General features: G+C 72.2%; 24 protein-coding genes. 14 read left to right on the forward strand and 10 right to left on the reverse strand.

The genetic code is table 11. The features are described 5' to 3' along the window. Positions 1 to 26: 26 nt before the first annotated feature. Entirely contained in the window at positions 27 to 776 is a 750-nt protein-coding gene (gene prcA, locus ACQPZG_RS27765) for a proteasome subunit alpha (protein ID WP_433548433.1), read from the forward strand. Positions 777 to 909: 133 nt separating this feature from the next. Here the strand turns inward: prcA and ACQPZG_RS27770 are convergent, their stop codons facing one another. Beyond that, the gene (locus tag ACQPZG_RS27770) at positions 910 to 1932 is read right to left on the reverse strand and encodes a LacI family DNA-binding transcriptional regulator (protein WP_433548434.1); all 1023 of its coding nucleotides are present in this window, start codon (positions 1930 to 1932) and stop codon (positions 910 to 912) included. 128 nt (positions 1933 to 2060) lie between these two features. Here ACQPZG_RS27770 and ACQPZG_RS27775 point away from each other — a divergent pair, with 128 nt between their 5' ends. The 11 genes from ACQPZG_RS27775 (at position 2061) to ACQPZG_RS27825 (ending at position 13608) form a co-directional block, all read left to right on the forward strand. Then, a complete protein-coding gene (locus tag ACQPZG_RS27775) occupies positions 2061 to 3329 on the forward strand; it encodes an MFS transporter (protein WP_433548435.1) in 1269 nt (422 codons plus the stop codon). Between the two features lie 9 nt (positions 3330 to 3338). Then, on the forward strand, positions 3339 to 4700 hold the full coding sequence (pafA, locus tag ACQPZG_RS27780; protein WP_185030834.1) for a Pup--protein ligase: 1362 nt from the start codon (positions 3339 to 3341) through the stop codon (positions 4698 to 4700). A 158-nt stretch (positions 4701 to 4858) separates the two neighbouring features. Continuing rightward, positions 4859 to 5872, forward strand: a complete 1014-nt coding sequence (locus ACQPZG_RS27785) for an FKBP-type peptidyl-prolyl cis-trans isomerase (RefSeq protein ID WP_433548436.1) — start codon at positions 4859 to 4861, stop codon at positions 5870 to 5872. Between the two features lie 42 nt (positions 5873 to 5914). After that, positions 5915 to 6289 (forward strand): FKBP-type peptidyl-prolyl cis-trans isomerase, encoded by a 375-nt coding sequence (locus ACQPZG_RS27790; protein ID WP_433548437.1) that lies wholly within the window; start codon positions 5915 to 5917, stop codon positions 6287 to 6289. A 174-nt stretch (positions 6290 to 6463) separates the two neighbouring features. Then, positions 6464 to 7423, forward strand: coding sequence for a helix-turn-helix transcriptional regulator (locus tag ACQPZG_RS27795; protein ID WP_433548438.1), 960 nt, complete (start codon positions 6464 to 6466; stop codon positions 7421 to 7423). 15 nt (positions 7424 to 7438) lie between these two features. After that, a complete protein-coding gene (locus tag ACQPZG_RS27800; protein WP_433548439.1) occupies positions 7439 to 8419 on the forward strand; it encodes a helix-turn-helix transcriptional regulator in 981 nt (326 codons plus the stop codon). Between the two features lie 271 nt (positions 8420 to 8690). Next, positions 8691 to 8945, forward strand: a complete 255-nt coding sequence (locus ACQPZG_RS27805) for a hypothetical protein (protein ID WP_433548440.1) — start codon at positions 8691 to 8693, stop codon at positions 8943 to 8945. 35 nt (positions 8946 to 8980) lie between these two features. Then, a complete protein-coding gene (locus ACQPZG_RS27810; protein WP_433548441.1) occupies positions 8981 to 9178 on the forward strand; it encodes a hypothetical protein in 198 nt (65 codons plus the stop codon). A gap of 223 nt (positions 9179 to 9401) precedes the next feature. Beyond that, positions 9402 to 9674, forward strand: a complete 273-nt coding sequence (gene tatA / locus ACQPZG_RS27815; protein WP_433548442.1) for a Sec-independent protein translocase subunit TatA — start codon at positions 9402 to 9404, stop codon at positions 9672 to 9674. A gap of 106 nt (positions 9675 to 9780) precedes the next feature. After that, positions 9781 to 10674, forward strand: a complete 894-nt coding sequence (tatC, locus tag ACQPZG_RS27820; RefSeq protein WP_433549579.1) for a twin-arginine translocase subunit TatC — start codon at positions 9781 to 9783, stop codon at positions 10672 to 10674. A gap of 111 nt (positions 10675 to 10785) precedes the next feature. Next, a complete protein-coding gene (locus ACQPZG_RS27825) occupies positions 10786 to 13608 on the forward strand; it encodes a DEAD/DEAH box helicase (protein WP_433548443.1) in 2823 nt (940 codons plus the stop codon). A 127-nt stretch (positions 13609 to 13735) separates the two neighbouring features. Here ACQPZG_RS27825 and ACQPZG_RS27830 read toward each other — a convergent pair whose 3' ends face one another. From ACQPZG_RS27830 to ACQPZG_RS27865, 8 genes are all read right to left on the reverse strand, one after another. Beyond that, positions 13736 to 14878 (reverse strand): RluA family pseudouridine synthase, encoded by a 1143-nt coding sequence (locus ACQPZG_RS27830; protein ID WP_433548444.1) that lies wholly within the window; start codon positions 14876 to 14878, stop codon positions 13736 to 13738. 481 nt (positions 14879 to 15359) lie between these two features. Beyond that, positions 15360 to 16019, reverse strand: a complete 660-nt coding sequence (locus tag ACQPZG_RS27835; RefSeq protein ID WP_433548445.1) for a fasciclin domain-containing protein — start codon at positions 16017 to 16019, stop codon at positions 15360 to 15362. A gap of 66 nt (positions 16020 to 16085) precedes the next feature. After that, positions 16086 to 17939 carry a molybdopterin-dependent oxidoreductase gene (locus tag ACQPZG_RS27840; RefSeq protein WP_433548446.1) on the reverse strand — a complete coding sequence of 618 codons (1854 nt, stop codon included), beginning with the start codon at positions 17937 to 17939 and terminating at the stop codon, positions 16086 to 16088. 219 nt (positions 17940 to 18158) lie between these two features. Continuing rightward, the gene (locus ACQPZG_RS27845) at positions 18159 to 19568 is read right to left on the reverse strand and encodes a cryptochrome/photolyase family protein (protein WP_433548447.1); all 1410 of its coding nucleotides are present in this window, start codon (positions 19566 to 19568) and stop codon (positions 18159 to 18161) included. Beyond that, positions 19565 to 20311: an anti-sigma factor gene (locus tag ACQPZG_RS27850; RefSeq protein ID WP_433548448.1), complete on the reverse strand. Its 747-nt coding sequence runs from the start codon at positions 20309 to 20311 to the stop codon at positions 19565 to 19567. Before ACQPZG_RS27850 ends, ACQPZG_RS27845 begins: the two co-directional genes overlap by 4 nt. Further along, on the reverse strand, positions 20308 to 20892 hold the full coding sequence (locus ACQPZG_RS27855; protein WP_433548449.1) for a sigma-70 family RNA polymerase sigma factor: 585 nt from the start codon (positions 20890 to 20892) through the stop codon (positions 20308 to 20310). Before ACQPZG_RS27855 ends, ACQPZG_RS27850 begins: the two co-directional genes overlap by 4 nt. 275 nt (positions 20893 to 21167) lie before the next feature. Next, positions 21168 to 22004, reverse strand: coding sequence for a siderophore-interacting protein (locus tag ACQPZG_RS27860; protein ID WP_433548450.1), 837 nt, complete (start codon positions 22002 to 22004; stop codon positions 21168 to 21170). A 55-nt stretch (positions 22005 to 22059) separates the two neighbouring features. Next, positions 22060 to 22965, reverse strand: a complete 906-nt coding sequence (locus ACQPZG_RS27865; protein ID WP_433549580.1) for a 5'-3' exonuclease — start codon at positions 22963 to 22965, stop codon at positions 22060 to 22062. A 354-nt stretch (positions 22966 to 23319) separates the two neighbouring features. Between ACQPZG_RS27865 and ACQPZG_RS27870 the strand changes: the two genes are divergently transcribed. Both ACQPZG_RS27870 and ACQPZG_RS27875 read left to right on the forward strand, forming a co-directional pair. Continuing rightward, positions 23320 to 23910, forward strand: coding sequence for a helix-turn-helix domain-containing protein (locus ACQPZG_RS27870; RefSeq protein WP_433548451.1), 591 nt, complete (start codon positions 23320 to 23322; stop codon positions 23908 to 23910). Beyond that, positions 23907 to 24656 (forward strand): helical backbone metal receptor, encoded by a 750-nt coding sequence (locus ACQPZG_RS27875; protein WP_433548452.1) that lies wholly within the window; start codon positions 23907 to 23909, stop codon positions 24654 to 24656. Before ACQPZG_RS27870 ends, ACQPZG_RS27875 begins: the two co-directional genes overlap by 4 nt. On the opposite strand, the gene ACQPZG_RS27880 is transcribed toward ACQPZG_RS27875, so the two are convergent. Further along, entirely contained in the window at positions 24604 to 25755 is a 1152-nt protein-coding gene (locus ACQPZG_RS27880) for a TDT family transporter (protein WP_433548453.1), read from the reverse strand. The two genes, ACQPZG_RS27875 and ACQPZG_RS27880, sit on opposite strands and share 53 nt — an antisense overlap. Between the last annotated feature and the right edge of the window lie 61 nt (positions 25756 to 25816).

The raw sequence follows: 25816 nt of genomic DNA on the forward strand, positions 1-25816 counted from the left end.
CTCTGACAGAAAGGGACGGATAGCCGGTGTCGACGCCGTTCTATGTCTCACCCCAGCAGGCCATGGCCGACCGGGCGGAATACGCCCGGAAGGGCATCGCCCGTGGACGCAGTCTGGTTGTGCTGCAGTTCGCCGACGGCATCGTCTTCGTCGGCGAGAACCCGTCCCGTGCGCTGCACAAGTTCAGCGAGATCTACGACCGGATCGGTTTCGCGGCCGCCGGTAAGTACAACGAGTACGAGAATCTGCGGATCGGTGGTGTCCGGTACGCGGATCTTCGTGGGTACACCTACGACCGTGACGACGTGACGGCGCGCGGTCTGGCGAACGTCTACGCGCAGACGCTCGGCACGATCTTCTCCAGCAACGCGGAGAAGCCGTACGAGGTGGAGCTGGTGGTTGCCGAGGTCGGTACGGAGCGTGAGGGCGACCAGATCTACCGGTTGCCGCACGACGGGTCGATCGTGGACGAGCACGGTTCGGTCGCGGTGGGCGGCAACGCGGAGCAGATCAGTGGTTATCTGGATCAGCGGCACCGGGACGACATGTCCTTGGCAGAGGCGCTGAAGCTGGCCGTGCAGGCGTTGTCGCGGGACACCAACGGTACGGAGCGGGAGATTCCGGCGGAGCGGCTGGAGGTGGCAGTGCTGGACCGTACGCGGCCGCAGCAGCGGAAGTTCAAGCGGATCGTGGGGCGTCAGCTGGCGCGGTTGCTGGAGGCCGACGGTGATGCGTCGGCGCCGACGGACGTGCCGTCGGACGCCGAGGAGGAGTAGTCCTCGAAGGTGTGGTGTGTGGCCCCGGACCGCGTGGAGCGGTCCGGGGCCACACGTGTGTCAGGACGCGGGTGGGGCGGTCCGGGGCCACACGGTGTCAGGGCGCGGCTGGAGCGGTCCGGGGCCACACGGGTCAGGGCGCGGGTGGGGCGGTGGAGCCGCGTACGACGAGTTCGACGGGGAGGTCGTCGCCGGTGGGGGTGCGGTTGTCCAGGACGGCGAGGAGGGCTGCCATGCCGCGTTCGCCGACCTGTTCGGCGGGGAGGCGGACGGTGGTGAGTTCGGGTTCGACGGCGGTGGCGAGGGCGAGGTCGTCGAAGCCGGTGACGGAGACGTCCTCGGGGACGCGCAGGCCCAGGCGGCGCAGGGCTTTGCAGGCACCGGCGGCGAGGATGTCGTCGTCGCAGATCAGGGCCGTGGGGCGGGTGCGGCCTGCGGTGAGGGCGCGGGTGGTGGTTTCGCGGGCGCGTTGGACGTCGTGGGCGGAGCGTGCGGTGTGCAGGGTGACGTCCGGGAGCGGGGCGAGGGTGTCGGTGAGGGTGTGGGCGCGGACGTCGAAGGTCCAGGTGTCGACGGCGGAGGCGAGGTGGAGGAAGCGTCGGTGGCCGAGGTCCAGGAGGTGGCGGGCGACCTGGTGCATGCCGTCGGCGATGGCGAGGTTGACGTGGGCGGCTGCGTCGCTTGCGGGGTCGCTGTCGAGCATGACGAGGGGGAGGTCGGCGCTGCGGAGTGCGCCGAGGGCGCCGGTGGCCATGGAGGAGGCGATGACGCCGTCGAGGGCGGTGCGGGCGGAGGCGAAGGGGTCGCGGGCGGGGCCGGTGCCGTCGGGGGAGGGGTAGAGGACGACGCCGAAGCCGTGGGTGGCGGCGGTGGCGGCGGCTCCGGCGTAGACGCGGGCGAAGAATTCGTTGGTGAGGGCGGGGACGACGAGGAGCGCGGTGCGGGTGTTGCCGAGGCGGAGGCTGCGGGCGGCCTGGTTGGGGCGGTAGCCGAGGTCGGTGGCGGTGGTGCGGACGAGGGCGGCGGTGCGTTCGGAGACGCGTCCGCGCCACTTGTCGCCGAGGACGAGGGAGACGGTGGCCTGGGAGACGCCGGCGGCCCGGGCGACGTCGCGGCTGGTGGGTGTGGTGCGGGCGGGGTGTGCGGGGGTGGGCACGGGGGTCTCCGTGGGTGGGGGCCGTGGGGTGGACCTCGGGTCCGGGGTCATGGTACGTATGACGGCGGTAGTTATACGTAAAACGTGCGTCGTCCGCGTGGGCGGCGTCCTCTGGGAGAGGCGGCACGATGGCCGCGGGATATGCCGAACTGCTCAGGACGCGGCATGCCGCGCGGCTGCTGGCCGGGACCCTGGTCGGGCGGTTGCCGAACGCGACGGCGCCGATCGCGATCATGCTGTTCACGCGGGCGGAGGGCGGGAGTTACACCCTGGGCGGCGCGCTGGCCGCGGTGTACGGGGTGACCAACGCGATCGGGCAGCCGCTGCTGGGGCGGGCGGTGGACCTGCACGGGCAGCCGCGGGTGCAGCTGCCGGCGGTGCTGGTGTCGGCGCTGGGCGTGGTGGTGCTCTGTCTGGCGGGGATCGATCCGCTGGTGCTCACGTACGCCGCGGTGGCGGTGGCGGGGCTGTTCACGCCGCCGCTGGAGGGCGGGCTGCGGGCGCTGTGGCCGAGTGTGCTGGGGGACGGGGACAAGGTGCACCGGGCGTACGCGATGGACGCGGTGGCCCAGGAGATCATGTTCACGGTCGGGCCGTTGCTGGTGACGCTGCTGGTGTCGTTGTGGTCGCCCGCGGCGGCGTTGCTGGTGATCAACGGCGTGGGGGTGCTGGGCGCGCTGTCGGTGGTGCTGTCCGAGCCGTCGAGGGGGTGGCGGTCGGCGCCGCGTGAGGCGCACTGGCTGGGTGCGCTGCGTTCGCCGGGGCTGCTGGCGCTGCTGGGGTCGTTCTTCTTCGTGGGGACGGCGTTGGGGTCGATCACGGTGGCGGGGGTGGCGTACGGCGACGACCACGGGAAGACGTGGGTGTACGGGGTGCTGATGGCGGCGCTGGGGCTGGGCGCGCTGTGCGGGGGGCTGGTGTACGGGGCGCGGCGGTGGGCGGGGGAGCCGGAGGCGCGGCTGCTGGTGATCGTGGCGTTGCTGGCGGCGGGGTACCTGCCGTTGATGCTGACGCCGGGTGTGGTGGCGATGGCGGTGCTGGCGGGGGTGTCGGGGGTGTTTCTGGCGCCGGCGCTGGCGTGTGCGTTCATCGTGGTGGACCGGCATGCGCCGCGGGGGACGGTGACGGAGGCGTTCTCGTGGCTGGTGACGACGTTCGGCGTGGGGTCGGCGGTCGGTACGGGTGTGGCGGGGCCCGCGGTGGAGTTCGGGGGGACGTCGGTGAGTTTCGCGGTGGCGGGGGCCGGCGGGGTGGCGGCGTTGCTGGTGCTGTTGGCGACGCGCCGGGTGTTGAGGGCGCCTCAGGTCGGGGAGGGCGGCGTAAACCTCGTGGGGGCTTGCGAAAATGATCGAATCGGTGTTGTCGAACCCGGTTTCAGCTCCGGTCATCAGGCGTAATGTTCAGACATGGACCGCCGCATTTTCGGGCTGGAGAACGAGTACGGCGTCACGTGCACATTCAGGGGACAGCGCCGACTGTCTCCTGACGAAGTGGCGCGCTACCTCTTCCGCCGTGTTGTGTCATGGGGCCGCAGCAGCAATGTCTTCCTGCGGAACGGCGCCCGCCTGTATCTCGACGTGGGTTCGCATCCGGAGTACGCGACACCCGAGTGCGACAACCTGACCGAGTTGGTCACGCACGACAAGGCAGGCGAGCGCATTCTCGAAGGTCTGCTGGTCGATGCCGAGCGCCGCCTGCACGAGGAGGGGATCGCGGGCGACGTCTATCTGTTCAAGAACAACACCGACTCCGCGGGGAACTCCTACGGGTGTCACGAGAATTACCTGGTCGCGCGGCACGGTGAGTTCTCCCGGTTGGCGGACATCCTCATTCCGTTCCTGGTGACGCGTCAGCTGATCTGTGGTGCGGGGAAGGTGTTGCAGACGCCGCGTGGTGCGGTGTACTGCGTGAGTCAGCGGGCGGAGCACATCTGGGAGGGTGTCAGTTCGGCGACGACCCGTTCCCGGCCGATCATCAACACCCGGGACGAGCCGCATGCGGATGCGGAGCGTTATCGGCGTCTGCATGTGATCGTGGGCGACTCGAACATGTCCGAGACGACGATGCTGCTGAAGGTCGGCGCGACGGATCTGGTGCTGCGCATGATCGAGGCGGGCACGGTGATGCGGGATCTGACGCTGGAGAACCCGATCCGGGCGATCCGTGAGGTCAGTCATGACATCACGGGTCAGCGCAAGGTGCGTCTGGCCAACGGGCGGGAGGCGTCGGCGCTGGAGGTGCAGCGGGAGTACTACGAGAAGGCGGTGGACTTCGTCGATCGGCGCGGTATCCGGACGGGGACCGTGGCGCAGGTGCTGGAGCTGTGGGGCCGGACGCTGGACGCGATCGAGGCGGAGGACCTGGACCGGGTCGGCACGGAGATCGACTGGGTCATGAAGTACAAGCTGATCGAGCGGTACCGGGCCAAGCACAACATGACGATGTCGCATCCGCGGGTCGCGCAGTTGGACCTGGCGTACCACGACATCCACCGGCGCCGTGGTCTGTACTACCTGCTGGAGCGGAAGGGGCAGGCTGCCCGGATCTGCAACGATCTGAAGATCTTCGAGGGGAAGTCGGTTCCTCCGCAGACGACCCGGGCGAGGTTGCGGGGTGACTTCATCCGGCGGGCGCAGGAGCAGCGGCGGGACTTCACCGTGGACTGGGTGCATCTGAAGCTCAATGACCAGGCGCAGCGCACGGTTTTGTGCAAGGACCCGTTCCGGTCGGTGGACGACCGGGTGGAGAAGTTGATCGCGGGCATGTAGTCGGTTTTCCGGCGGCATGTGGGGGAGTTGCGTCACTCCTCGGGGCCCCATGGACTTGTTGTCCGTGGGGCCTTGCGTATGCCCTCCGGCGTGTGGGGCCGGGCGGGCCGTAGAGTGGCGGGACTGAATCAGGTCCCCCCCAATCCCCGAGGACACTCGTGCGACGTCGACTTGCAGCCTTGTTGATCGTTCCGGCCCTGGCGCTGACCGCGTGCGGGGGCGGTGAGTCCAAGGAGCCGACCGATGCGAAGAGTGCGTCGTCGACTCCGGACAAGCCTGCGGATCAGCCGGAGGCGCCGAAGCCGGTGGACTCCGCCGACCCGATGCCCACGGTGAAGGGTGAGGCGGGGAAGCAGCCCGAGGTGACCATTCCCAAGGGTGAGCCGAGCGGCAAGTTCGTGGTGAACACCGTGAAGGCGGGTGACGGCGCGGAGGTCAAGAAGGGCGATCTGGTCGTCGCCGGGTACGAGGCGAAGGTCTGGAAGGGCAGCAAGTCGCTGGGTGGTTCGTACGGTGAGAAGGGTGCCCCGCAGGTCATTTCGGCGGGTTCGCCGTCGGTGATTCCGGCGTTCTCGCAGGCGGTGCTGGGCAAGAAGCTGGGCAGCCGTCTGCTGGTCGTCGCTCCGCCGGCCGCGGCCTTCGGTGCGCAGGGGCAGCCGCAGATGGGGGTGGGCCCGACGGACAACCTGGTCTTCGTGCTGGATCTCCAGAAGGTGATGCCGAAGAAGGCGGAGGGCGAGCAGAAGGACACCGCCGCCGACCAGCCGAAGATCGAGGCGGACAAGGAGGAGCCGGCGACGATCGCGATTCCGAAGAACGACCCGCCGAAGAAGCTGGTCTCGGAGACGCTGATCGAGGGCGACGGTCCGGCGGTGAAGAAGGGCCAGACCGTGTACATGCAGTACAGCGGTGCGGCCTGGGAGCTGAACAAGGGCAAGCCGAAGGCGGAGCTGTTCGACTCCAGTTGGAAGACCGGTTCGCCGTTCGTCACGCCGATCGGTGAGGGCCGGGTCATCAAGGGCTGGGACGAGGGTCTGGTCGGCAAGAAGGCCGGCAGCCGCGTCATGCTGGTGATCCCGCCGGAGATGGCGTACGGCAAGGAGGCCAAGGGGGAGACGCTGCCGGCGAACTCCACGCTGGTCTTTGTGGTGGACATTCTCTCGGCAGTGTAAGACTGTCCCTTTGTCCGACATGTACGAAGTAGGAGCGCAGTGGTGAGCATCGAGAAGCCCGAGATCGACTTTCCCGGTGGCGAGGCCCCGAAGGACCTGCAGATCAAGGAGATCTGGGAGGGCGAAGGTGCCGTTGCCAAGGCCGGTGACTACGTCAAGGTCCACTACGTGGGTGTGGCCTTCTCCACCGGTGAGGAGTTCGACGCCTCCTGGAACCGCGGTACGCCGCTGGAGTTCCAGCTGGGCGCCGGTCAGGTCATCGCGGGCTGGGACCAGGGCGTGCAGGGCATGAAGGTCGGCGGCCGTCGTCAGCTGACCATCCCGGCGCACCTCGCGTACGGCGACCGCGGTGCGGGCGCCGGTGTGATCGCGCCGGGCGAGACGCTGATCTTCGTCTGCGACCTGGTCTCCGTCTGATCGGGGCAGGTGTGTGAGGAGGGCCCCCGCCGGACGGCGGGGGCCCTCCGTTCGTTCCGCTCGTGTTCGCTGTCCGCTTTCTCCCTCGGCTTTTGCCGCGACACCCCGGGGCGGTACGGTCGACGGTCGTAGCGCCGGGACGGTACGCGGTGCACTTCGGATGAGAGGGCGTCGATGGCGATTGCCAAGGCCGAGCGTTTGATGAACCTGGCTCTGTGCCTGTTGGGGACCCGGCGCCCGCTCAGCAAGCGTGAGTTGAAGGAGTCCATCGAGGCCTACCTGGAGGCGGGCAACGAGGAGTCCTTCAACCGGATGTTCGAGCGCGACAAGGACGATCTGCGCGAGCTCGGTCTGGTCATCGAGACGGTGGAGAACCTGGACGGTGACGCGGGTTACCTGGCCCGCCGGGACAGCAACCGGCTGCCCGCGATCCAGTTGGACGCCGAGGAGGCCGCCGCGCTCGGGCTGGCGGCGAAGGTGTGGCAGCAGGCGCGGTTGGCGGGTGCGGCCAGCGGTGCGCTCCAGAAGCTGCGCGCGGCGGGGATGCCGGAGGCGGAGGACCCCTATGCCGGGGGGCAGCACAGTGCGCTGGAGCCGCGGATCCCCGTGCACGAGGCGGCGTTCGAGCCGTTGATGCTGGCGTGCCGGGACCGCCGGCCGGTGGTCTTCGAGTACCGCAAGGCGACCGCTGCCCGTCCCGAGGTGCGGCAGGTGGAGCCGTGGACGCTGGAGTGCTGGCGCGGCCACTGGTACCTGGCGGGCTGGGACCGGGACCGGGGTGCGGAGCGGGTGTTCCGGCTGTCGCGCATCACGGGCAAGGTGCGGTCGCGGGCGGGCGCGTTCACCGTCGAGGTGCCGGACGTGGTGACGGTGCGGGAGACGGTGGAGAGCTGGGCGGGGGAGACCGCGACCCGCAGTGCGCTGATCAAGCTGCGGGCGGGGGCGGGCTACCCGTTGCGGTCGCGGGCGAGCGCGGTGCGCGAACTGGGCGACGGGTGGGACGAGTTGGCCATTCCGTACGGTCATGGGCTGGATGCCTGGCTGGTGGAGTTCGGGCCGGACGTGGTGGTGCTGGAGCCCGCGGACCTGCGGGCGGATGTCGTGGACCGGCTGCGCGCCGTGGCCCAGGGCTGAGGGGCGGGACGGATCGTGGCGACCAATGCCATCGACCAGACGCGGCGGATGCTGTCGCTGGTGACGTATTTGCGGGAGCGGCCCGGGGCGCACGTCGACGACGTGGCGCGGGCCTTCGGCATCACCCAGGACGAGCTGATCTCGGACCTGGACGTGCTGCCGATGTGCGGGACGAGTTTCCGGGGCGGTGACCTGCTCGACATCGACACCGACGGCGAGCGGATCTGGTGGCACAACCCGGACGACGTGGCGTCCCCGTTGCGGCTGGCCGCCGACGAGGCGACGGCGCTGCTGGTGGCGGCGCGCGCGGTGTCGACGTTGCCCGGTCTGCGGGAGGGCGACCGGCAGGCGCTGCTGCGGGCGACCGCGAAGCTGGAGGCGGCGGCGGGCGAGGTGGCGGGCGCCAGCTCGCGGCTCTCGGTGACGTTCGAGTCGGAGGGCGGGGTCTTCGCGGACGTCGACCGGGCGATCTCGGAGCGGCGGCGGCTGTGGCTGCGCTACTACTCCCCGGCGCGTGACGAGCTGACCGAGCGGGAGGTGGACCCGATCCGGCTGTTCGCGGTGGGGCACACGTACATGGAGGCGTGGTGCCGGACGTCCGAGGCGCGGCGCACGTTCCGCCTGGACCGGGTCGCGGAGATCAAGCTGCTCGACGAGCCGTCCGAGCCGCCGCAGATCGAGTTGCGGGACCTGTCCGAGGGGCTGGTGCAGCCTGCGGCCGAGGACCCGGAGGTGGTGGTCGAGGTGGGGCCCGGCGGGCGCTGGGTCGCCGAGTACTACCCGCACGACAGCGCGGAGGAGCTGCCCGACGGCGGGCTGCGGGTGACGCTGCGCACGCCGGATCCCACGTCGCTGCGGCGGCTCGCGCTGCGCCTGGGCCGGGACGGGCGGATCGTCTCGCCGGCCGGGCTGGCGGTCAGTGCGCGGGAGGCGGCCCGGGAGGCGCTGGCGGCGTACGGGCCGGTCGAGGGGCGGAGCCCCGATCCGGTCGCCTGACGCCGGGGTCCGGAAGGCACCGGGCTCGCGCCGGGGCGACGGGCGCACCGGCACGAGGAGGCACCGGTCCGCCGCACCGGACGCGGCTCCGGATGTCGGCCCGGCAGGCCGGACGGCGGCGCTGGTCGCCTGCGAGGCGTCGGGCCCGGTCCGGGGGCGGGCGTCCGACGCGTCACCCCCGGCGCACCGCCGCCGCAGTGAGCAGCAGCCGTGCAGGCGGAACACCCGCCGCGCCGGGCGGGAAGAACAAGGCACGAGGAGAGCTGGGGACATGAGCGTGATGTCTGGTATTGCCGCTCCGGAGGAGTCGATCCTCTTCAAGGCCGCGTGCCCCGACTGCCGGGCCCGCATCGAGCTGGCCGCGGGGGCGCTGCGGCTGGCGATCGGCGGCAGCCGCCGTACGACGTTCTACTCCTTCACCTGCCCGGAGTGCGGGTCGGCGGTGCGCAAGCCGGCCGGCGAGCGCATCGTGGAACTGCTCACCGGCGGTGGGGTGCGGACGCTGCGCCTGCACTCCGCGCTGTGATGCGCGCCCGTCCCGGGACCCCGTAGGCTCGGCCCATGTTCTGGCCCATGCTCGCCATCGCGCTCGGTTTCCTCGGTCTCGCCGTACTCGGTGTCCTGGCGGTCCGGGTGTTCGCCGAAGTCCGCAGGCTGGGCCGGCAGGTCGCGGAGAGTTCGCAAGCCATCAACGTCGCCGCGGGCGAGCTGGAGCGGTCGGCGGAGAGCCTGGCGCGGACGGGTGACGCGTTGCGCTAGCCGGCCGGGGCCCCGTGCGCGTATCCCTCCGCGGTGGTACCGGCGGTACGCTCGGTAAACGCGGACTCGGAGCGAGGCGTCGGGCCGCTACCGGGGCGACGCACGGGCATTGCCCCGCGTTTACCCCCTCGGGTTACGATCGCTGTCAGCGCGGCGACCGGACAGACGTCCGGCCGGTCGAGTGCCAGACCCCCCTGTCGCCTCGGTGAAGAAGGTAATCAGCATGAACCTCGGTGCCCCCGAAATCATCCTCATCGTCCTGGTCGTCATCCTGCTGTTCGGCGCCAAGAAGCTGCCGGACATGGCCCGCTCGCTGGGCAAGTCCGCCCGCATCCTCAAGAGCGAGGCCAAGGCGATGAAGAAGGACGACGCCCCCGAGCACACCTCCGCGACCCCGCAGGGACCGGTCACCGAGGCCCCCCGCACGATCAAGGCGGCGCCCGGTGACGTGACCGGCTCGCGCCCGGTGACCGAGCCGACCGACACCCAGCGCTGACCCAGGTCCGCCGCAGGCACCGCAACCGGTGAATCCCTGCCGCACGAGATGAGGACGTGGGTTGCTCAAGTCTGCCCGCAAGACGGAGAAGGACCCCGAGGGCCGGATGCCCCTCGTGGAACACCTGCGTGAGCTCCGCAACCGGCTCGCCAAGGGTGTGCTCGCCATTCTGGCGGCGACCATCGTGGCTCTCGTCTTCAGCGAGAAGCTGCTCGGCTTCATCACGGAACCGGTGCCCAAGTGCGACCCGGACGTCACGAGCAGCGGCGGCAACTGCGCCATCGTCGCGTTCAACTCCCTCATGTCGCCACTGAGCGTGACGATCCAGGTGAGCCTCACCGTCGGGCTCGTGGTGTCCAGCCCGGTCTGGCTGTACCAGCTGTGGGCGTTCGTCGCGCCGGGCCTGCACCGCAACGAGAAGAAGTACACGTACGCCTTCGTCGGCGCTGCCGTGCCGCTGTTCGCGGGCGGTGCCTACCTCGCGTACCTGATCCTCCCCATCAGCGTGAAGGTGCTCATCAGCTTCACGCCCGACGGGTCCGCGAACATCCTCTCGCTCGGTGACGTCCTGGACTTCACGCTGCGCATGGTGCTCGTCTTCGGCGTCTCCTTCGAGCTGCCCCTGGTCCTGATCATGCTGAACATGACGGGTGTCCTGTCCGGCAGGCGCATGGTCAAGTGGTGGCGCGCCGTCATCATGGGCGTCTTCGTCTTCGGCGCGGTGATCACGCCGACGACCGACCCCGTCGGCATGCTCGCCCTGGCCGGCCCGATCGCCGTCCTGTACTTCCTCGCGGTCGGCTTCTCGCTGCTCAACGACCGGCGGCGCGAGCGCAAGAACCCGGACGCGCACCTGAGCGACGACGAGGCGTCCGCCCTCGACCTGACGCCCGAGCCGCTCGACCACGAGGTCGAGCCCGTCGCGGCGTCCCGGATGCTTCCGGAACAGCCCCAGCCGACGCCGGCCAAGCAGCTCAACGGGTACGACGACATCACCTGAGCCCCAGCCGGGCACCGGGTCGGCGGGAGCGTTCCGTTCCGGGGCCCGGTCCGTCGGGCTGAACAAAGATCGGGCCGAGTGTCACAGGTGCCGGGTAGGCTCGAAGACAAGATGACAGAGGACCTCTCACCAGCCGAGCGATACGCCGCCTCCCGGATCCGCGCCGCCGAGGAGGCCACCGCGCTCCACCCGTTCCGCGCCATGTACGACTTCGATCTGGACCCCTTCCAGATCGAGGCGTGCGAGGCGCTGGAAGCGGGAAAGGGAGTGCTGGTCGCGGCACCCACCGGCTCGGGCAAGACGATCGTCGGCGAATTCGCCGTGCACCTCGCCCTCACGCAGGGCGGCAAATGCTTCTACACCACGCCCATCAAGGCGCTGTCCAACCAGAAGTACCAGGACCTCGTGAAGCGCTACGGCGCGTCCAAGGTCGGTCTCCTCACCGGTGACAACAGCGTCAACGCGGACGCACCCGTGGTCGTGATGACCACCGAGGTGCTGCGGAACATGCTGTACGCGGGCTCGCAGTCGCTGCGCGGCCTGGCCTATGTGGTCATGGACGAGGTGCACTACCTCTCCGACCGCTTCCGCGGGGCCGTCTGGGAGGAGGTGATCATCCACCTTCCCGAGTCGGTGACGCTGGTCTCCCTGTCGGCGACCGTCTCCAACGCCGAGGAGTTCGGCGACTGGCTGGACACCGTCCGCGGCGACACCGACGTGATCGTCTCCGAGCACCGGCCGGTGCCCCTGTGGCAGCACGTGCTGGCCGGACGGAAGATGTACGACCTCTTCGAGGAGTCCGACGACGGGCGCGGCGGGCGACGCGAGGTCAACCCGGACCTGCTGCGGATGGCCCGGCTGGAGAACCAGAAGACGTACCACCCGCGCGACCGCCGCAAGGGCAAGACGGTGCGCGAGGCCGACCGGGAACGCGAGCGCCGCTCCCGCACGAGGATCTGGACGCCCAGCCGGGCGGAAGTGATCGAACGGCTGGATTCGGCGGGCCTGCTGCCCGCGATCACGTTCATCTTCAGCCGGGCCGGCTGCGAGGCCGCCGTGCAGCAGTGCATGTACGCCGGTCTGCGGCTCAACGACGAGGACGCCCGGCAGCGCGTGCGGGAGATCGTCGAGGAGCGGACCGCGTCCATCCCCGGCGAGGACCTGCACGTCCTCGGGTACTACGAGTGGCTGGAGGGCCTGGAACGGGGCATCGCCGCGCACCACGCGGGCATGCTGCCGACGTTCAAGGAGGTCGTGGAGGAGCTGTTCGTACGAGGACTGGTGAAGGCCGTCTTCGCGACGGAGACCCTCGCGCTCGGCATCAACATGCCCGCCCGTTCCGTGGTGCTGGAGAAGCTCGTCAAGTGGAACGGCGAGCAGCACGCCGACATCACCCCCGGCGAGTACACGCAGCTCACCGGGCGGGCCGGACGCCGCGGCATCGACGTCGAGGGGCACGCGGCGGTGCTCTGGCAGCGCGGCATGGACCCGACGGCGCTGGCGGGCCTGGCCGGAACGCGGACGTACCCGCTGCGCTCCAGCTTCAGGCCGTCGTACAACATGGCGGTGAACCTGGTCCAGCAGTTCGGCAGGCACCGGTCGCGGGAGCTGCTGGAGACCTCGTTCGCGCAGTTCCAGGCGGACAGGTCCGTGGTGGGGATCTCCAAGCAGGTCCAGCGCAACGAGGAGGGCCTGGAGGGCTACAAGGAGGGCATGACCTGCCACCTCGGGGACTTCGAGGAGTACGCGGCGATGCGCCGGGACCTCAAGGACCGGGAGACGGAACTCGCCAAGCAGGGCGCCGCCCAGCGGCGGGCGGCCGCCGCGGACTCGCTGGAGAAGCTCAGGACCGGCGACGTCATCCACGTGCCGACGGGCAAGTTCGCGGGCCTCGCCCTGGTACTGGACCCGGGCGTGCCGGCGGGCCGCACCAACGGGCACCGGCGCGGCTTCGAGCACCACGACGGGCCCCGTCCCCTGGTGCTCACGGCGGAGCGGCAGGTCAAACGCCTCGCGGAGATCGACTTCCCGGTGCCGGTGGAGGCCCTGGAGCGGATGCGGATCCCGAAGTCCTTCAACCCGCGGTCCCCGCAGTCCCGGCGGGACCTCGCCTCGCAGCTGCGGTCCAAGGCCGGGCATCTCGCCCCCGAGCGGCAGCGCAGGGGGCGGGCCGCGGCCGCCGACGACCGGGAGATCGCCCGGCTGCGGGCCGCGCTGCGCGCCCACCCCTGCCACGGCTGCGACGAGCGCGAGGACCACGCACGGTGGGCGGAGCGCTACCACCGGCTGCGGCGCGACACCCGGCAGCTGGAGAACCGGATCGAGGGCCGGACCAACACCATCGCCCGCACCTTCGACCGGATCTACGGGCTCCTGACGGAGCTGGACTACCTGCGCGGCGACGAGGCCACCGAGCACGGGAAGCGACTGGCCCGGCTCTACGGCGAGTTGGACCTGCTGGCGTCCGAGTGCCTGCGCGAGGGGGTCTGGGAGGGGCTCGGCCCGGCCGACCTCGCCTCCTGCGTCTCCGCTCTGGTGTACGAGGCGCGGCAGTCCGACGACGCGGTGGCGCCGAAGGTCCCCGGCGTCGCGGCGAAGGCGGCCCTCGGGGAGATGGTGCGGATCTGGGGCAGGCTGGACGCCCTGGAGGAGGAGCACAGGATCAATCAGGCGGAGGGGGTCGGCCAGCGCGAGCCGGACCTCGGGTTCGCCTGGGCGGTTCACATGTGGGCCTCCGGCAAGGGGCTCGACGAAGTGCTGCGTGAGGCGGAGATGCCGGCCGGGGACTTCGTGCGCTGGTGCAAGCAGGTCATCGACGTGCTGGGGCAGGTGGCGGCGGCGGCTCCCCGGGAGGGCAGCACGGTCACCAAGAACGCCCGGAAGGCGGTCGACGCGGTGCTGCGGGGAGTGGTGGCGTACAGCTCGGTGGGGTGAGGCCGAAGCGGTGTGCCGCGTCTCGCGGCAGCGGATCGGGTGGGGCCCTCGTCGGACGCTTCGGTGTCCCGGCGGGGGCCTTCGGCCTGTGCGGGCCCTGCGCGGCCTGTGCGGGGTGACGTGTGGATCAGGGGGTGGGTCCCGTCGACCAGCCGTCGGGGTCGGTCCATGCCTGGAGGGTGCGGCGGGACTCGAAGCGGTGCCGGACACCGGTCAGGGGGTCGGTGAACTCCAGTACCCGGGCCAGGAGTTGCAGCGGGCGGCGGAAATCGGTGGGCGACGGGTCGGTGAGCCGGGGGAAGTAGGGGTCGCCGAGGATCGGGAGGCCGAGCGAGTTCATGTGGACGCGGAGCTGGTGCGTGCGGCCGGTGCGGGGGACGAGGCGGTAGCACCCCAGGTCGCGGTCGTGGTCGACGAGTTCGATGCGGGTCTCGCTGTTGGGCTCGCCCGGGACCTCGCGGGCGGCGACGACGCCGGGCGTCTTCTCGATCCGGCTGCGCAGAGTGCGGGGGAGGGTGACAGTGGGGTCGTACGCGGCCAACGCCGTGTACTCCTTGTGGACTTGACGGTCACGGAACAGGGTCTGGTACGCGCCGCGCACGTCCGGGCGGACCGTGAACAGGACCAGACCGGCGGTGAGGCGGTCCAGACGGTGCGCCGGGCTGAGGGCGGGGAGGTCGAGGTCGCGGCGCAGGCGGGCCAGTGCGGTCTCGGTGATGTGGCTGCCGCGCGGGGTGGTGGCGAGGAAGTGCGGCTTGTCGACGACGAGGAGGTGCTCGTCGCGGTGCAGCACGGTGACGGGGAACGGAACGGGAGGCTCCGGGGCGAGGTGGCGGTGGAACCAGACGCTCAACCCCGGGACGTACGGGGCGTCCGGGGCGAGCGGGGTGCCGTCGGCGGTGACGAACGCACCGGACCGGAGCATGCGGTCGACGGTGTCGTACCCCGCGACGGTGCCGAGACGGCTGCGGAGGTACGCGCGGGCGCTGCCCGGCGGAGGGCTCGGGGCGCGCCGGGCGGCCGGGGGGCGCGGGGCGCCCGCACCGTCCGGGACGCCCGCGCCGTCCGTGTTCGTGCCGTCCGGGACGCCCGCGCCGTCCGTGACCTCCGCGCCGCTCGGGGCACACGGGCCGTCCGGGACGCCGCCCGGGGTGTCCCGAGCGTCCCGGGACCCGGGAGCGAGGGGTGGGAACCTCAGGTGGACGGGGTCGATGCCCTGACGCTGGGGGAGCGGGGCGGGGGCGGGGCGGCGGCGAGGTCTGCGGTTCATGTCGGGGACCAGGGTACGGAGCGGTGGGGCGGGGTCGCGGCGTGTGGGTGAGGCGGAGGCCGGAACCAGGACGGCCGTCCCGGTGGCGGGCCGCTGTCCCCGCCGGGTTCGTCCCGGTGGCGGCCCGGCGTCCTCTGCGGGTCCTCGCGGGGTGCCTGGGTCTCATTGGCCACGCTGCTCGGTGGGGGTCTGCCTCCCGACCGGTCCGGGCATCCGGTGACGGTCCGGCGTCCTTTCCGTCCCGTTCGCGGGGTGGGGCCCGTCTTCACCGGCCACGCTGCTTGTGGGGGTTCTGCGTCCCGGCCGGTCCGGCCCTCCGGTGACGGGTCCGGCGTCCTCTGCGGACCCGTCACCCGGGGGCGGGCCCGCTTCCCCCCCGCCCCGCCCCTGCACCCCGGCTCCGCCTCGCGCGCGAGTGAGCCGTGTCCGTACGCGTCACGGGTGGGCGTACGGACACGGCGGAGTTGCCCGGTGCGACGGGTCAGCTCTTCGGCATCAGGACCGTGTCGACGATGTAGACCGTCGCGTTGGCGGTCGGGACGTTGCCGCAGACGACGTTGGAGCTGTCGTTGACCTTGTAGGACTCACCGGATCCGGCGGTGGTCAGAGTGGACTTCTGGAGGGTCGGGTAGGTGCCCGACTCCAGCTGCTTGGGCGTCAGCTTCTCGCCCACCACGTGGTAGGTGAGGATGCTGGTGAGCTTGTCCTTGTCGGCGAGGACCGCGTCCAGGTCGGCCTTCGGGAGCTTGGCGAAGGCGTCGTTGGTGGGCGCGAAGACGGTGATGTTCTCGGCGTTGTTGAGGGTGTCGACCAGGCCCGCCTTCTTCACCGCGGTGACCAGGGTGGACAGGGCCGGGTTGTTGGAAGCGGCGGTGGCGACGGGGTCCTTGGCCATGCCGTCGAAGCTGCCCGCGCCTTCCTTCGGGACGCCGGCACACCCCGGACCGAACGGGGTGGCCATCGGGTCGGCGGAGGCGGCCCCGGCGGGCGTCTCCGGCGCCTGGCTCTGCGAGACGTCGGACTTGGCGGGCGCGTCCTTGTCCGTGCCGCCGTCGGAGCAGCCGGTCAGGGCGAGGGGGAGCAGTGCCACCGCGGAGACGGTGAGGGCGGCACGACGGGCGAGGGTGCGGGTGGTGCGCATGATGTTCTCCTTGAAAAGGGGGTGGGCTTGCTGGGGTGTGCGGTGGTCCGGGGCGTGCCCGGTGCGTCAGGTCACGGCGACCACCACCGAATGGAGGCCGGTGGCGCCGTCGGGGACGGTGCCGACCCGGCGCTCGGTCTGGGTGTCCCCCTCGCGGTCCGTCGCGCGGACTTCGAGGGTGTGGTTGCCGGGGGTGGCAGTCCACGGCCACGTCCACTGGCGCCAGGTGTCGCGGCCCGCCTCGGCGGCGAGCCGCGCGTCCTGCCAGGGGCCGCCGTCGACCCGTACCTCCACCCGGGCGATGCCCCGGTGCTGGGCCCACGCGACGCCGGCCACGGTGACCCGGCCGGCCTTCGGCGAGGCGAGGGGACGCGGGGTGTCGATGCGTGACTGCGTCTTGATCGGCGCCTCACGGGCCCACTTGCGGCGCACCCAGTACGCGTCGAAGTCGTCGAACGTGGTCAGTTCCAGGTCCTGGAGCCACTTGCACGCCGAGACGTACCCGTACAGGCCCGGGACGACCATGCGGACGGGGAAGCCGTGGTCGAAGGGGAGCGGTTCGCCGTTCATGCCGAGGGCCAGCAGGGCGTCACGTCCGTCCATGACCGTCTCGACGGGGGAGCCGAGCGTCATGCCGTCGACCGAGCGGGCGACCAGCTGGTCGGCGGGGCCGCCGCGCGAGGGCGGTCGCACGCCCGCGTCGCGCAGGACGTCGGCCAGCCGTACGCCGATCCAGCGCGCGCTGCCCACGTACGGGCCGCCCACCTGGTTGGACACACAGGTGAGGGTGATGTCCCGCTCGATCAGCGGAAGCTTGAGGAGGTCGTCGTACGAGAGGGACAGCGGGCTGCGTACCCCCCGGCCGTGCACCTTCAGCCGCCAGCGCGTGGCATCGACGCGGGGCACGACGAGGGCGGTGTCCACCCGGTAGAAGTCCCGGTTGGGCGTGGTGAAGGGGGCGACGCCGGGGAGGGAGAGTTCCGCGCCCCGGGGGATCGGGCGGGCCCGTTCGGCGGGGGCGGGGAGGTCGATCCGGGACCGGGCGGCGGAGGCGTCGGCCTGACGACCGGAGTTGAGGTGCCGGCCGAGCAGTCCGGCGCCTGCGGAGGCGGCGACCGAGGCGGAGGCGGCGAGTACGAACGCGCGGCGGTCGAAGCCCGGCGATCCGGCGGGGCGGCGGCGGTCCGCTTCCTGGCTGCCGGGAATTCCGTGGATGGAGGATGCGTCCGGGCGCATCGTCGGCTTTCCGGCGGAGCGCTCGGGCTCCGCCGCGGCCGTGTCCGCCGGGCGGGAAGGGGCCGCCCCCGCAGTGGGCGGCCGCTCCCTCCCGCTCGGGGCGGTGGGGGGCGCGGAGGCCGCACTCCCCGCGCCCCCGGGGCGGGCCGGGTCCGTGGGGGAGCCCACGTTCCCCGTACCGGAACCTCCTGGCCCGCCCCCGGGCGCCGCCGTCTTCCCCTCAGCCGCGGGGGACGGGCGTGCGCCCAGTTTCGATGTGAGCACGAACAGCACCGCGCACCCGGCGAGTCCTCCCGCCAGCGAGGGCAGCGCATCCAGAAGACGGCCGTCCGGCCGTCCCACGGCGGCCCACGCGCCCAGTGCGCCGAAGCCCGCCACGAGGAGCGCGGCCGTGCGCCGGTGCCGGGCCGACAGCAGACCGACGGCCAGTGCGAACACGGCCAGTACGGTCAGGATGCCGATCTGGAGCACCAGTTTGTCGGCGGTGCCGAAGGTGCGGATGGCGAAGTCCTTCACGGCGGCCGGGGTGCGGTCCACGACCGCGCCGCCCACCGCCGTCACGGGACTCGCCTCGGGGCGTACCGCGGCCGCCGCCAGCTCCGCCACGCACAGCGCCGCGAAGGCGGCGATCGGTCCGCTGACCGCTGCCGCGAGGATGCGTCGACTTCCGGTTTTTTCGCTCACGCAATGCATTCGGGGCCGAGGCCGCTTCCGGATTGGTCCGCGTGCGTGATTCATCCGTGCGGGTATTTCTCGGCCCCTCGGGCAATCCGGCCGCCCCGCGGCTCCGAAGGTCCGTGGCGTTCCTCCGGAAAGGGCAGGTGGGCCCGTCGGGGAAGCCACCCGTCGTGCGGGTGCGGGTACGGGGGCGGTGCGGGTGCGGTTCCGCTCCGGCGGTGGCCGCTACTCGCGTGCCCGCTCGAACCGGGCCCGGCTCTCCGCCAGGTCGACGATCGGGTCCGGGTAGTCGAAGCGGGCCCGTGCCGGCCCCTCCAGACGCCACGGCTGGTGCACGGCGGAGCCCGCGAAGTCCGCCAGTTCCGGCACCCAGCGGCGCACGTAGTCGCCGTGCGGGTCGAAGCGTTTGGCCTGGGCCAGGGGGTTGAGGATGCGGTGGGGGCGGGTGTCGGTGCCGGTGCCCGCCGCCCACTGCCAGTTCATCTGGTTGTTGGCCAGATCGCCGTCGACCAGGAGCGACAGGAAGTGGGCGGCCCCCACCCGCCAGTCCACGTACAGCGTCTTGGTGAGGAAACTGGCGACCAGCAGCCTGCCCCGGTTGTGCATCCACCCTTCGTGCGCGAGCTGCCGCATCGCCGCGTCGACCACCGGGAAACCGGTCAGGCCCGCCTTCCAGGCGTCGATCTCGGCCGCGTCCGAGCGCCAGGCGTCGTGCCGTGGACGGTAGTCGGTGTGCGCGGCGGCCGGGCGCGCCGCGAGGACCTGGTGGTGGAAGTCCCGCCAGGCCAGCTGACGTACGAACGCCTCCGCACCGGGCCCGCCCTTCTGCCGGGCCCGGTGCACCGCCTCCAGGGGCGACAGGCACCCGAAGTGGAAGTACGGGGAGAGCCGGGACGTGGCGTCGCCGGGGAGGTCGTCGTGCTGGTCCTCGTAACCGGCGATGCCCGACGTGCCGTCGCTGAGCCAGGCGGTGAAGCGTTGACGGGCGGTGCGCTCGCCGCCCGTGGCCAGCCCGGGGGAGGTGTGCCGCACGGACGTGCGGGCGGGAAGAGGATCGCTCGCGACCCCCTCCGGCACGCGCACCGTCCTCGGGGCCCCGAGCACCGCACGCGTCCCCGCCGCTTCCCATCGGCGGAGGTACGGGGTGAACACGGCGAAGTGGTCGCTGCCGGAACCCGTCGGGGTCTCCGCGCCGGGCGGCAGCACGGTGATCACCGCGTCGTGCACCGCCAGCTCGCAGCCGTGCGCGGCCAGCGCGGTGCGCAGCCGCTGCTCGCGCCCGGTGGCGTACCCGCTGACCCCGCCCGCCACGTGCACCGTCAGCGCGCCGGTCTCGGCCACCACCCGGACGACCTCGTCCACCACCCGGCCGGTACGGACGACCAGCCTGCCGCCCCGCGCGCGCAGTTCCGCGTCCAGCCCGGCCAGGCAGTCGGCGAGGAAGGCGCGCCGGTTGGGGGCGGCGAAACCCGCCTCCCGCACCCCGTCGTCGAGCACGAACAGCGGGACCACCTCGTCGGCCCCGCGCAGTGCCGCCCGCAGCACGGGCTGGTCGTGGACGCGCAGGTCGGAGGTGAAGAGGACGACGGAGACACGGCCGCCGGACGTGGCGGAAGAGGGAGTCGAGGGGCTCATGCGGGAAAGTCCATCACTGCGAGCGGGTCCGACGTGGGAGCGGCGGAACCTCCGGCGGGTTCGACCGTGAGGCCCATGCCGGACGCGCTGCCGACCGGGCCGTCGAGGAGCACCGCGTCGGTGCGCGCCCCGGGGTCCATCAGCCCGGCCGCACGCATGGTGCCGCCGTCGTTGAACCACAGCTGGTAGACCTTGCCGGGCGGCGGCTGCGGCAGCCCGGCCGCCACGAACGCCGCCTGGTTCCGGCTGCGGGACACCACGACCGTGGCCGACGCGCCGTCCCCGACCCGGCCCGTCGCGGCCTTGGCGTCCGGTGCGGCGAGCACCGACGCCAGCGCCTCGGCCCGCGTCTGGGCGGCCTGCGCCTGCTGTCGGGCGTCCCGCGCCTCGTCGTACTGCCACAGGGCGACACCGCCGAACGCGGCCGCCGCCGCCACGCACGCGGCGAGCACGAACCGTGACGCGGCCCGCCCGTACCTGCCCGGCGACCGGCCCTGACGGGCCGTCAGCGGGCCCTCCTGGCGTTCGGCCGCGATGCGCCGCAGGACCTCGTCCTTCATGCGGTCCGGAGGGTTCTCCGTCATGGCGCGGCCCAGCCGGGCTGCCGTGGCGGCCAGTTCCCGTACCTCCTGCGTGCAGGAGGGGCAGTCCGCGAGGTGGCGCTCGAAGGCGGCGCGTTCGTCGTCGGGCAGTGCGTGCAGCGCGTACGCGCCGGTCAGCGTGTGCAGTTCGGCGGTGCTCATGCGCCCACTCCCAGGCAGTCGCGCAGCCGGATCAGTCCGTCGCGCATACGGGTCTTGACGGTCCCCAGAGGTACGGAGAGCAGCTCGGCGACCTCGCGGTAGGCGAGGCCGCGGTAGTACGCCAGGGTCACCGACTGGCGTTGCAGCTCGGTGAGCGTGCGCAGGCAGCGGCGCACCTGCTCGCGCTCCAGCCGGGCCTCCACCTGCTCGGTGACCTCGTCGAACGCGGGGGTGCGGTCGAGCAGCGCGGCCCGTTGCTCCCGGTCCGTCGACGCCTGCGCCGCACGCACCCGGTCGACGGCCCTGCGATGCGCCAGGGTCAGCACCCAGGTCATTCCGCTGCCGCGGGCCGGCTGGAAGCGGGCGGCGGTGCGCCACACCTCCACCAGCACCTCCTGGGCGACCTCCTCGGACTGTGCCGGATCGCGCAGCACACTGCGGATCAATCCCAGGACCGGGCCGCTGACCAGGTCGTACACCCGGCCGAAGGCGTCCTGGTCGCCCCTGGCCACTTGCCCGATGAGCTCTTGGAGGTCCGGCCCCGAGGGGGCTGCTCCACTGAACTGGACGGCTTCTTCCACGCGGGTCTTTCCTTCGCTCTCACTCTGCGGACACTGGCTCCCACAGGGTGTTCGGAGCGGGCGCCCGCCCGGATTGGTCAGCTTGCCCCGCCCGACGGGTGCGTAGGGCTGCGACTCACGGGAGCGGGCGAAGGAGCGAGGGCGTGGGGTCGGGGGGCGACGGCAGGAGGGCGCGGAGCCGACTGGCTCCGCGCCCTCCTGCCGGACCTGCCGGACGTACCGGATGTGTCTGTCGTGCCGGACGGGGGGCGGATCGTGCCCGCCCCCGGGATGCGCTACTGCTCCTGTTCGCGCTCCACCTGCTCGTTCCACTCCCGCTTGACCGCGCGCCACGCGTCGTCGTCCTGGCCCTGACGCCAGTAGCCGGAGATGGAGAGCCGCTCGCGGGGGATCTCGCGGTCGATGCGCAGGTGGCGGCGCAGCTCCTTCACGAAGCCCGCCTCGCCGTGCACGAACGCGTGGACGTCGCCGGAGGGGAAGTCCAGGTCGCGCACCGCCGCCACCAGTTGCTCGCCGACCGGGCGGCCGTCGCGGTGCAGCCAGGTCACCGAGACGCCGTCCGGGGTGACGATCTTCTGCTCCTCGGCCGCGTCCTGGACCTCGATGAACGCGTGCACCACCGCGCCCCGGGGCATCCGCTCCAGGGAGGCGGCGATCGCCGGCAGTGCGCTCTCGTCGCCGACGAGCAGGTGCCAGTCGGCGGCCGGGTCCGGGGCGTAGCCGCCGCCCGGACCCAGAAAGCGCACCGTTTCGCCGGGCTGGACGCGGGCCGCCCACGGACCGGCCAGGCCCTCGTCGCCGTGCACCACGAAGTCGATGGCCAGCTCGCGGGTCCCGGCGTCCCAGCTGCGCACCGTGTACGTCCGGTTGACCGGCCACTGCTCGGCCGGGAACTCCTCGCGGATCCGGGCCATGTCGAAGGGCTCCGGGTAGGTCACCCCGGGCACGGGGAAGAGCACCTTCACGTAGTGGTCGGTGAACTCGTCGGCGCCGAGGGCCGCGAGAGCCTCGCCGCCGAGAACGACGCGCACCATGTGCGGAGTGATCCGCTCGGTGCGCACCACCGTCGCCTCGTGGGCTCGCGGTGCCTTACGGGCCGGTCGTTCTGCCACGGTGCTCTCCCCAAAACGCTCTGCTGCATTGCTTAGGCTTACCTAAGCTAACAGCTCAGCCGGGCAGCACCGAGAGAAGTCGCTGCAAAGAACCGCCCAAGCCGTACCGCTGTGCCAGGGCCTCCAGTGCCGCCGGATCCCGGGGGGCGGAGGGCAGTGCCGGATCGAAGGGCGGGAGGGGGACGTCGTCGGCGACCCGTACGACCTTCGGCGCGACCGCGAGGTAGGGACGGGCCTCGTCCAGCTTCCTGCGCTGGGAGGGGGTGAGCCGGGAAGCGGGGTCGTCGACGGCCGCCATGATCCCGGCCAGGTTCCCGAACGCGTCGAGCAGCTTGGCTGCGGTCTTCTCGCCGACCCCCGGTACGCCCGGCAGGCCGTCGCTCGGGTCGCCGCGCAGCAGGGCCAGATCGACGTAACCCGGGCCGTCCACCCCGTACCGCTCGCGCAGCCATGCCTCGTCGGTGACCTGGAGCGTGCCGACGCCCTTGATCGGATAGAGGATGCGGCGCCCGCGGGCGTCGTCGACGAGCTGGAAGAGGTCCCGGTCGCCGGTGACGACGTCGACCGGCCCCTTCGCCCGCGCGGTGAGGGTGCCGATCACGTCGTCCGCCTCGTACCCGTCCGAGCCGACCCGGGCGATGCCCAGTGCGGCGAGGACCTCCTCGATGACCGGGACCTGCGGGGAGAGGGTGTCGGGGGTCTCCTCGGCGTCCGGGGCGCCCTCGATCTCCTCGGCGACGCGGTGCGCCTTGTAGGACGGGATCAGGTCGACCCGCCACTGGGGGCGCCAGTCGTTGTCCCAGCAGGCGACCAGGTCGTCCGGCCGGTGGTCGTGGACCAGGCGGGCGATGAAGTCGAGCAGCCCGCGCACCGCGTTGACGGGGGTGCCGTCGGGTGCGCGGACCGAGTCCGGGACCCCGAAGTAGGCCCGGTAGTAGAGGGAAGCGGTGTCGAGGAGCATCAGGCGTCGGGTCACGTCCCCGATGATGCCGCACACCACTGACAGCGGCCCGGGACCGGGCCGAGGAGCAGTGTGCGGGCATCGCGGGGAGGGCCGCGGGTGCGGCGGGTGAGGGTCTCTCAAGTGCAGTGCGGTACCACGCCGTTCGCGAGGCGGGCCGGTGGTGGGGCGGCGCGCCGGGGGCGGTACCCGGCCGCGGCGCCCCGCACGGGGTCCGGGGCGGGCGAGTGACGTCCGGGCGGAAGCAGTGGTGTCGTCCAGGTGTGACGTGTGCGGGAAACCATGGGATGAAATTGCGTAGGCTGCTGTGCGTCGGTGGGAGAACGGGACGGGGCGGGGAGGAGGGCCGGAGCGATGCCGAGGGACGACAAGGACGAGAAGAAGGACGACAAGGCGATCGTCCGCGTCGGTACGGCAGTGCGCAGGCGCCGCCGCGCCCTGGGGCTGACCCTCGCCGTGGTCGCCGAGCGCAGCGGCCTGTCCGTGCCGTTCCTCAGCCAGATAGAGAACGAGCGGGCCAGGCCCAGCATGCGTTCGCTCCAGCGGGTCGCGGACGCCCTGGAGACGACCGCGGCGCAGCTGCTCGCCGCGGCGGACTCCGCACTGTCGGTGGACCTCGTACGGGCGGGCGAGGACCCCGGCCTGGAACCGGGCGCGGGAGTACGGCCCCTGGTGCGCGGACACCACCAGCTGCACGCCCTGGAGTTCACCGGGATGCAGGACGCGGGCCGGGAGTACCAGCACCGCAACGACGAGCTGATGTACGTCGCCGACGGCGCGGTGGAGGTCGAGGCGGAGGGCCGCGCCTACCGGCTGTCCAAGGGGGACGCGCTGCATCTGTCCGGCGGCGTCCGGCACCGCTGGCGGGCCACCGAACCCGGCACCCGGCTCGTGGTCGTGGCGGTGGCGGAGCACATCGACGCGGCGGACGGGTCCCGGCGGTGAGCGCGGCCCCGGCGGCGCGGAAGCGGGTCGTCTCGCTGGTCCCCTCGCTGACCGAGGCGGTCGCCGTCACCGTGCCCGGGGCACTCGTCGGCGCCACGGACTGGTGCACGCACCCGGCGGACCTCGGGCCCGGGGTCGTACGCGTCGGCGGCACCAAGAACCCGGACGTCCCGGCAGTCCTCGCGTTGCGCCCCGACCTCGTGCTCGCCAACGAGGAGGAGAATCGCGCACCGGACGTGGCCGCCCTGCGGGAGGCGGGCGTCGACGTCCTGGTCACCGAGGTGCGCAGCCTGGAGCAGGCATTCGCCGAGCTGGCCAGGACGCTGCGCGCCTGCGGGGCCGCCGGGCGCGTCGCGTGGCTGGACGAGGCGCGGGCGGCGTGGGACGCGGTGCCGGAGCCGGACGCTCGGTGCCGGGCGGTCGTGCCGGTCTGGCGGCGGCCGTGGATGGTGCTGGGCCGGGACACCTTCGCCGGGGACCTGCTGCGCCGGCTCGGCGTGGCGAACGCGTACGCCTCGCACGAGGACCGTTATCCGAGAATCGGCATCGGCGAGCTCGGCTCCTGCGGGGCCGAGCTGGTGGTCCTGCCCGACGAGCCCTACCGGTTCACCGCCGAGGACGGGCCGGAGGCGTTCCCGGGTTGTGCGGCGGCCCTCGTCGACGGGCGGATGCTCACCTGGTACGGGCCCTCGCTCACCCAGGCGCCGGCCGTGCTGGCCGCGGCCCTGCGAGCAGCGCGCCGCTGAGCAGGCCCCGTACGGTGCGGAAGGCCGTCACCGTCCAGGCGGCGACGAGCAGCAGGAACAGCCCCGTCGCGAGCCAGAGCAGGGCGTCGAGCCCGGTGTGCCGGGCCAGTCCCGCCGCCCCCGTCACGCACGTGCCGACGGGGAAGGTGAAGCCCCACCACGTCATCGCGAACGGCATCCCGGCGCGGGCTCCCCGTACGACCATCGCCACCGCCAGTGCCAGCCACAGCAGCGCGAAGCCCAGCACGGGGACCCCGTAGACGACGGCGAAGGCCTGGAAGCCGTGCGCGTACGTCGCGCCTATCGCGCCCGGAGCGACGTCCGCCAGCTGGTTGACGGCGGTCGTGGACTGGCCGAGCGGACCCAGTACCAGGAACAGCGTCGGCGTGAGCGGCAGCGGCAGCGGCCCGTGCACGAGCAGCCGCGCCAGCACCAGCGGCAGGATCAGCAGCGTCGCCAGCAGGCTCAGTCCGAACAGGGCGTAGCAGGTGAGCAGCATCGCCGTACGGGCCTGGCCCTGCGGCAGGTGCCCCATCAGCTGCGGGCCCAGCGCGGCCGACACCATCGGCGCGACCAGCGGCAGCAGCCACACGGGAGAGGCGGCGGACACCCCCTCGATGCGGTGCCGCACCACCATCAGGTACGGCACGACCGCCGCCGCCAGCAGTGCGAGGACGGTCCCCGCGCCCCAGAGCACCGACGCCACCCCCAGTGCCGTCGCAGGACCCAGCACGTCCTGCCCCACGGTCGCGGCACCCCCGCCGACGGCGAGCACGGCCATGGCGAGACAGCCGTAGAAGGGGGCGACCGCCGGGTCGAGGAGATGGGCGCGGGCCTGGTCGCGGTGGTGGCGCCAGTGGAGGGCGCGGGCCGCCAGCAGGACGAGCAGGACGAGCGCGGCCAGCACCCAGGCGGCGGTCAGTGCCACGTGCAGGACGGGCGAACGGTACGGCAGGGCGGTGCCGGCGGTTGCCAGGACGGCGGTGCCCATGACGGTGGCGTACCACTGGGGGCCCAGGTGACGCAGCTGCGGGAACGGCACGACGGGATCGGCTCGTTCGGGGGTGCGGGGGAGGAGCTGCTGCGCGGTGAGGGCCATGGCTCCAGGGTCCGGTGCCAATGCCCCGCCCACCAGGGACAACGCCTCTATGAGGACATAA

This window comes from Streptomyces sp. CA-294286 (assembly GCF_050947155.1).
GTDB lineage: Bacteria > Actinomycetota > Actinomycetes > Streptomycetales > Streptomycetaceae > Streptomyces.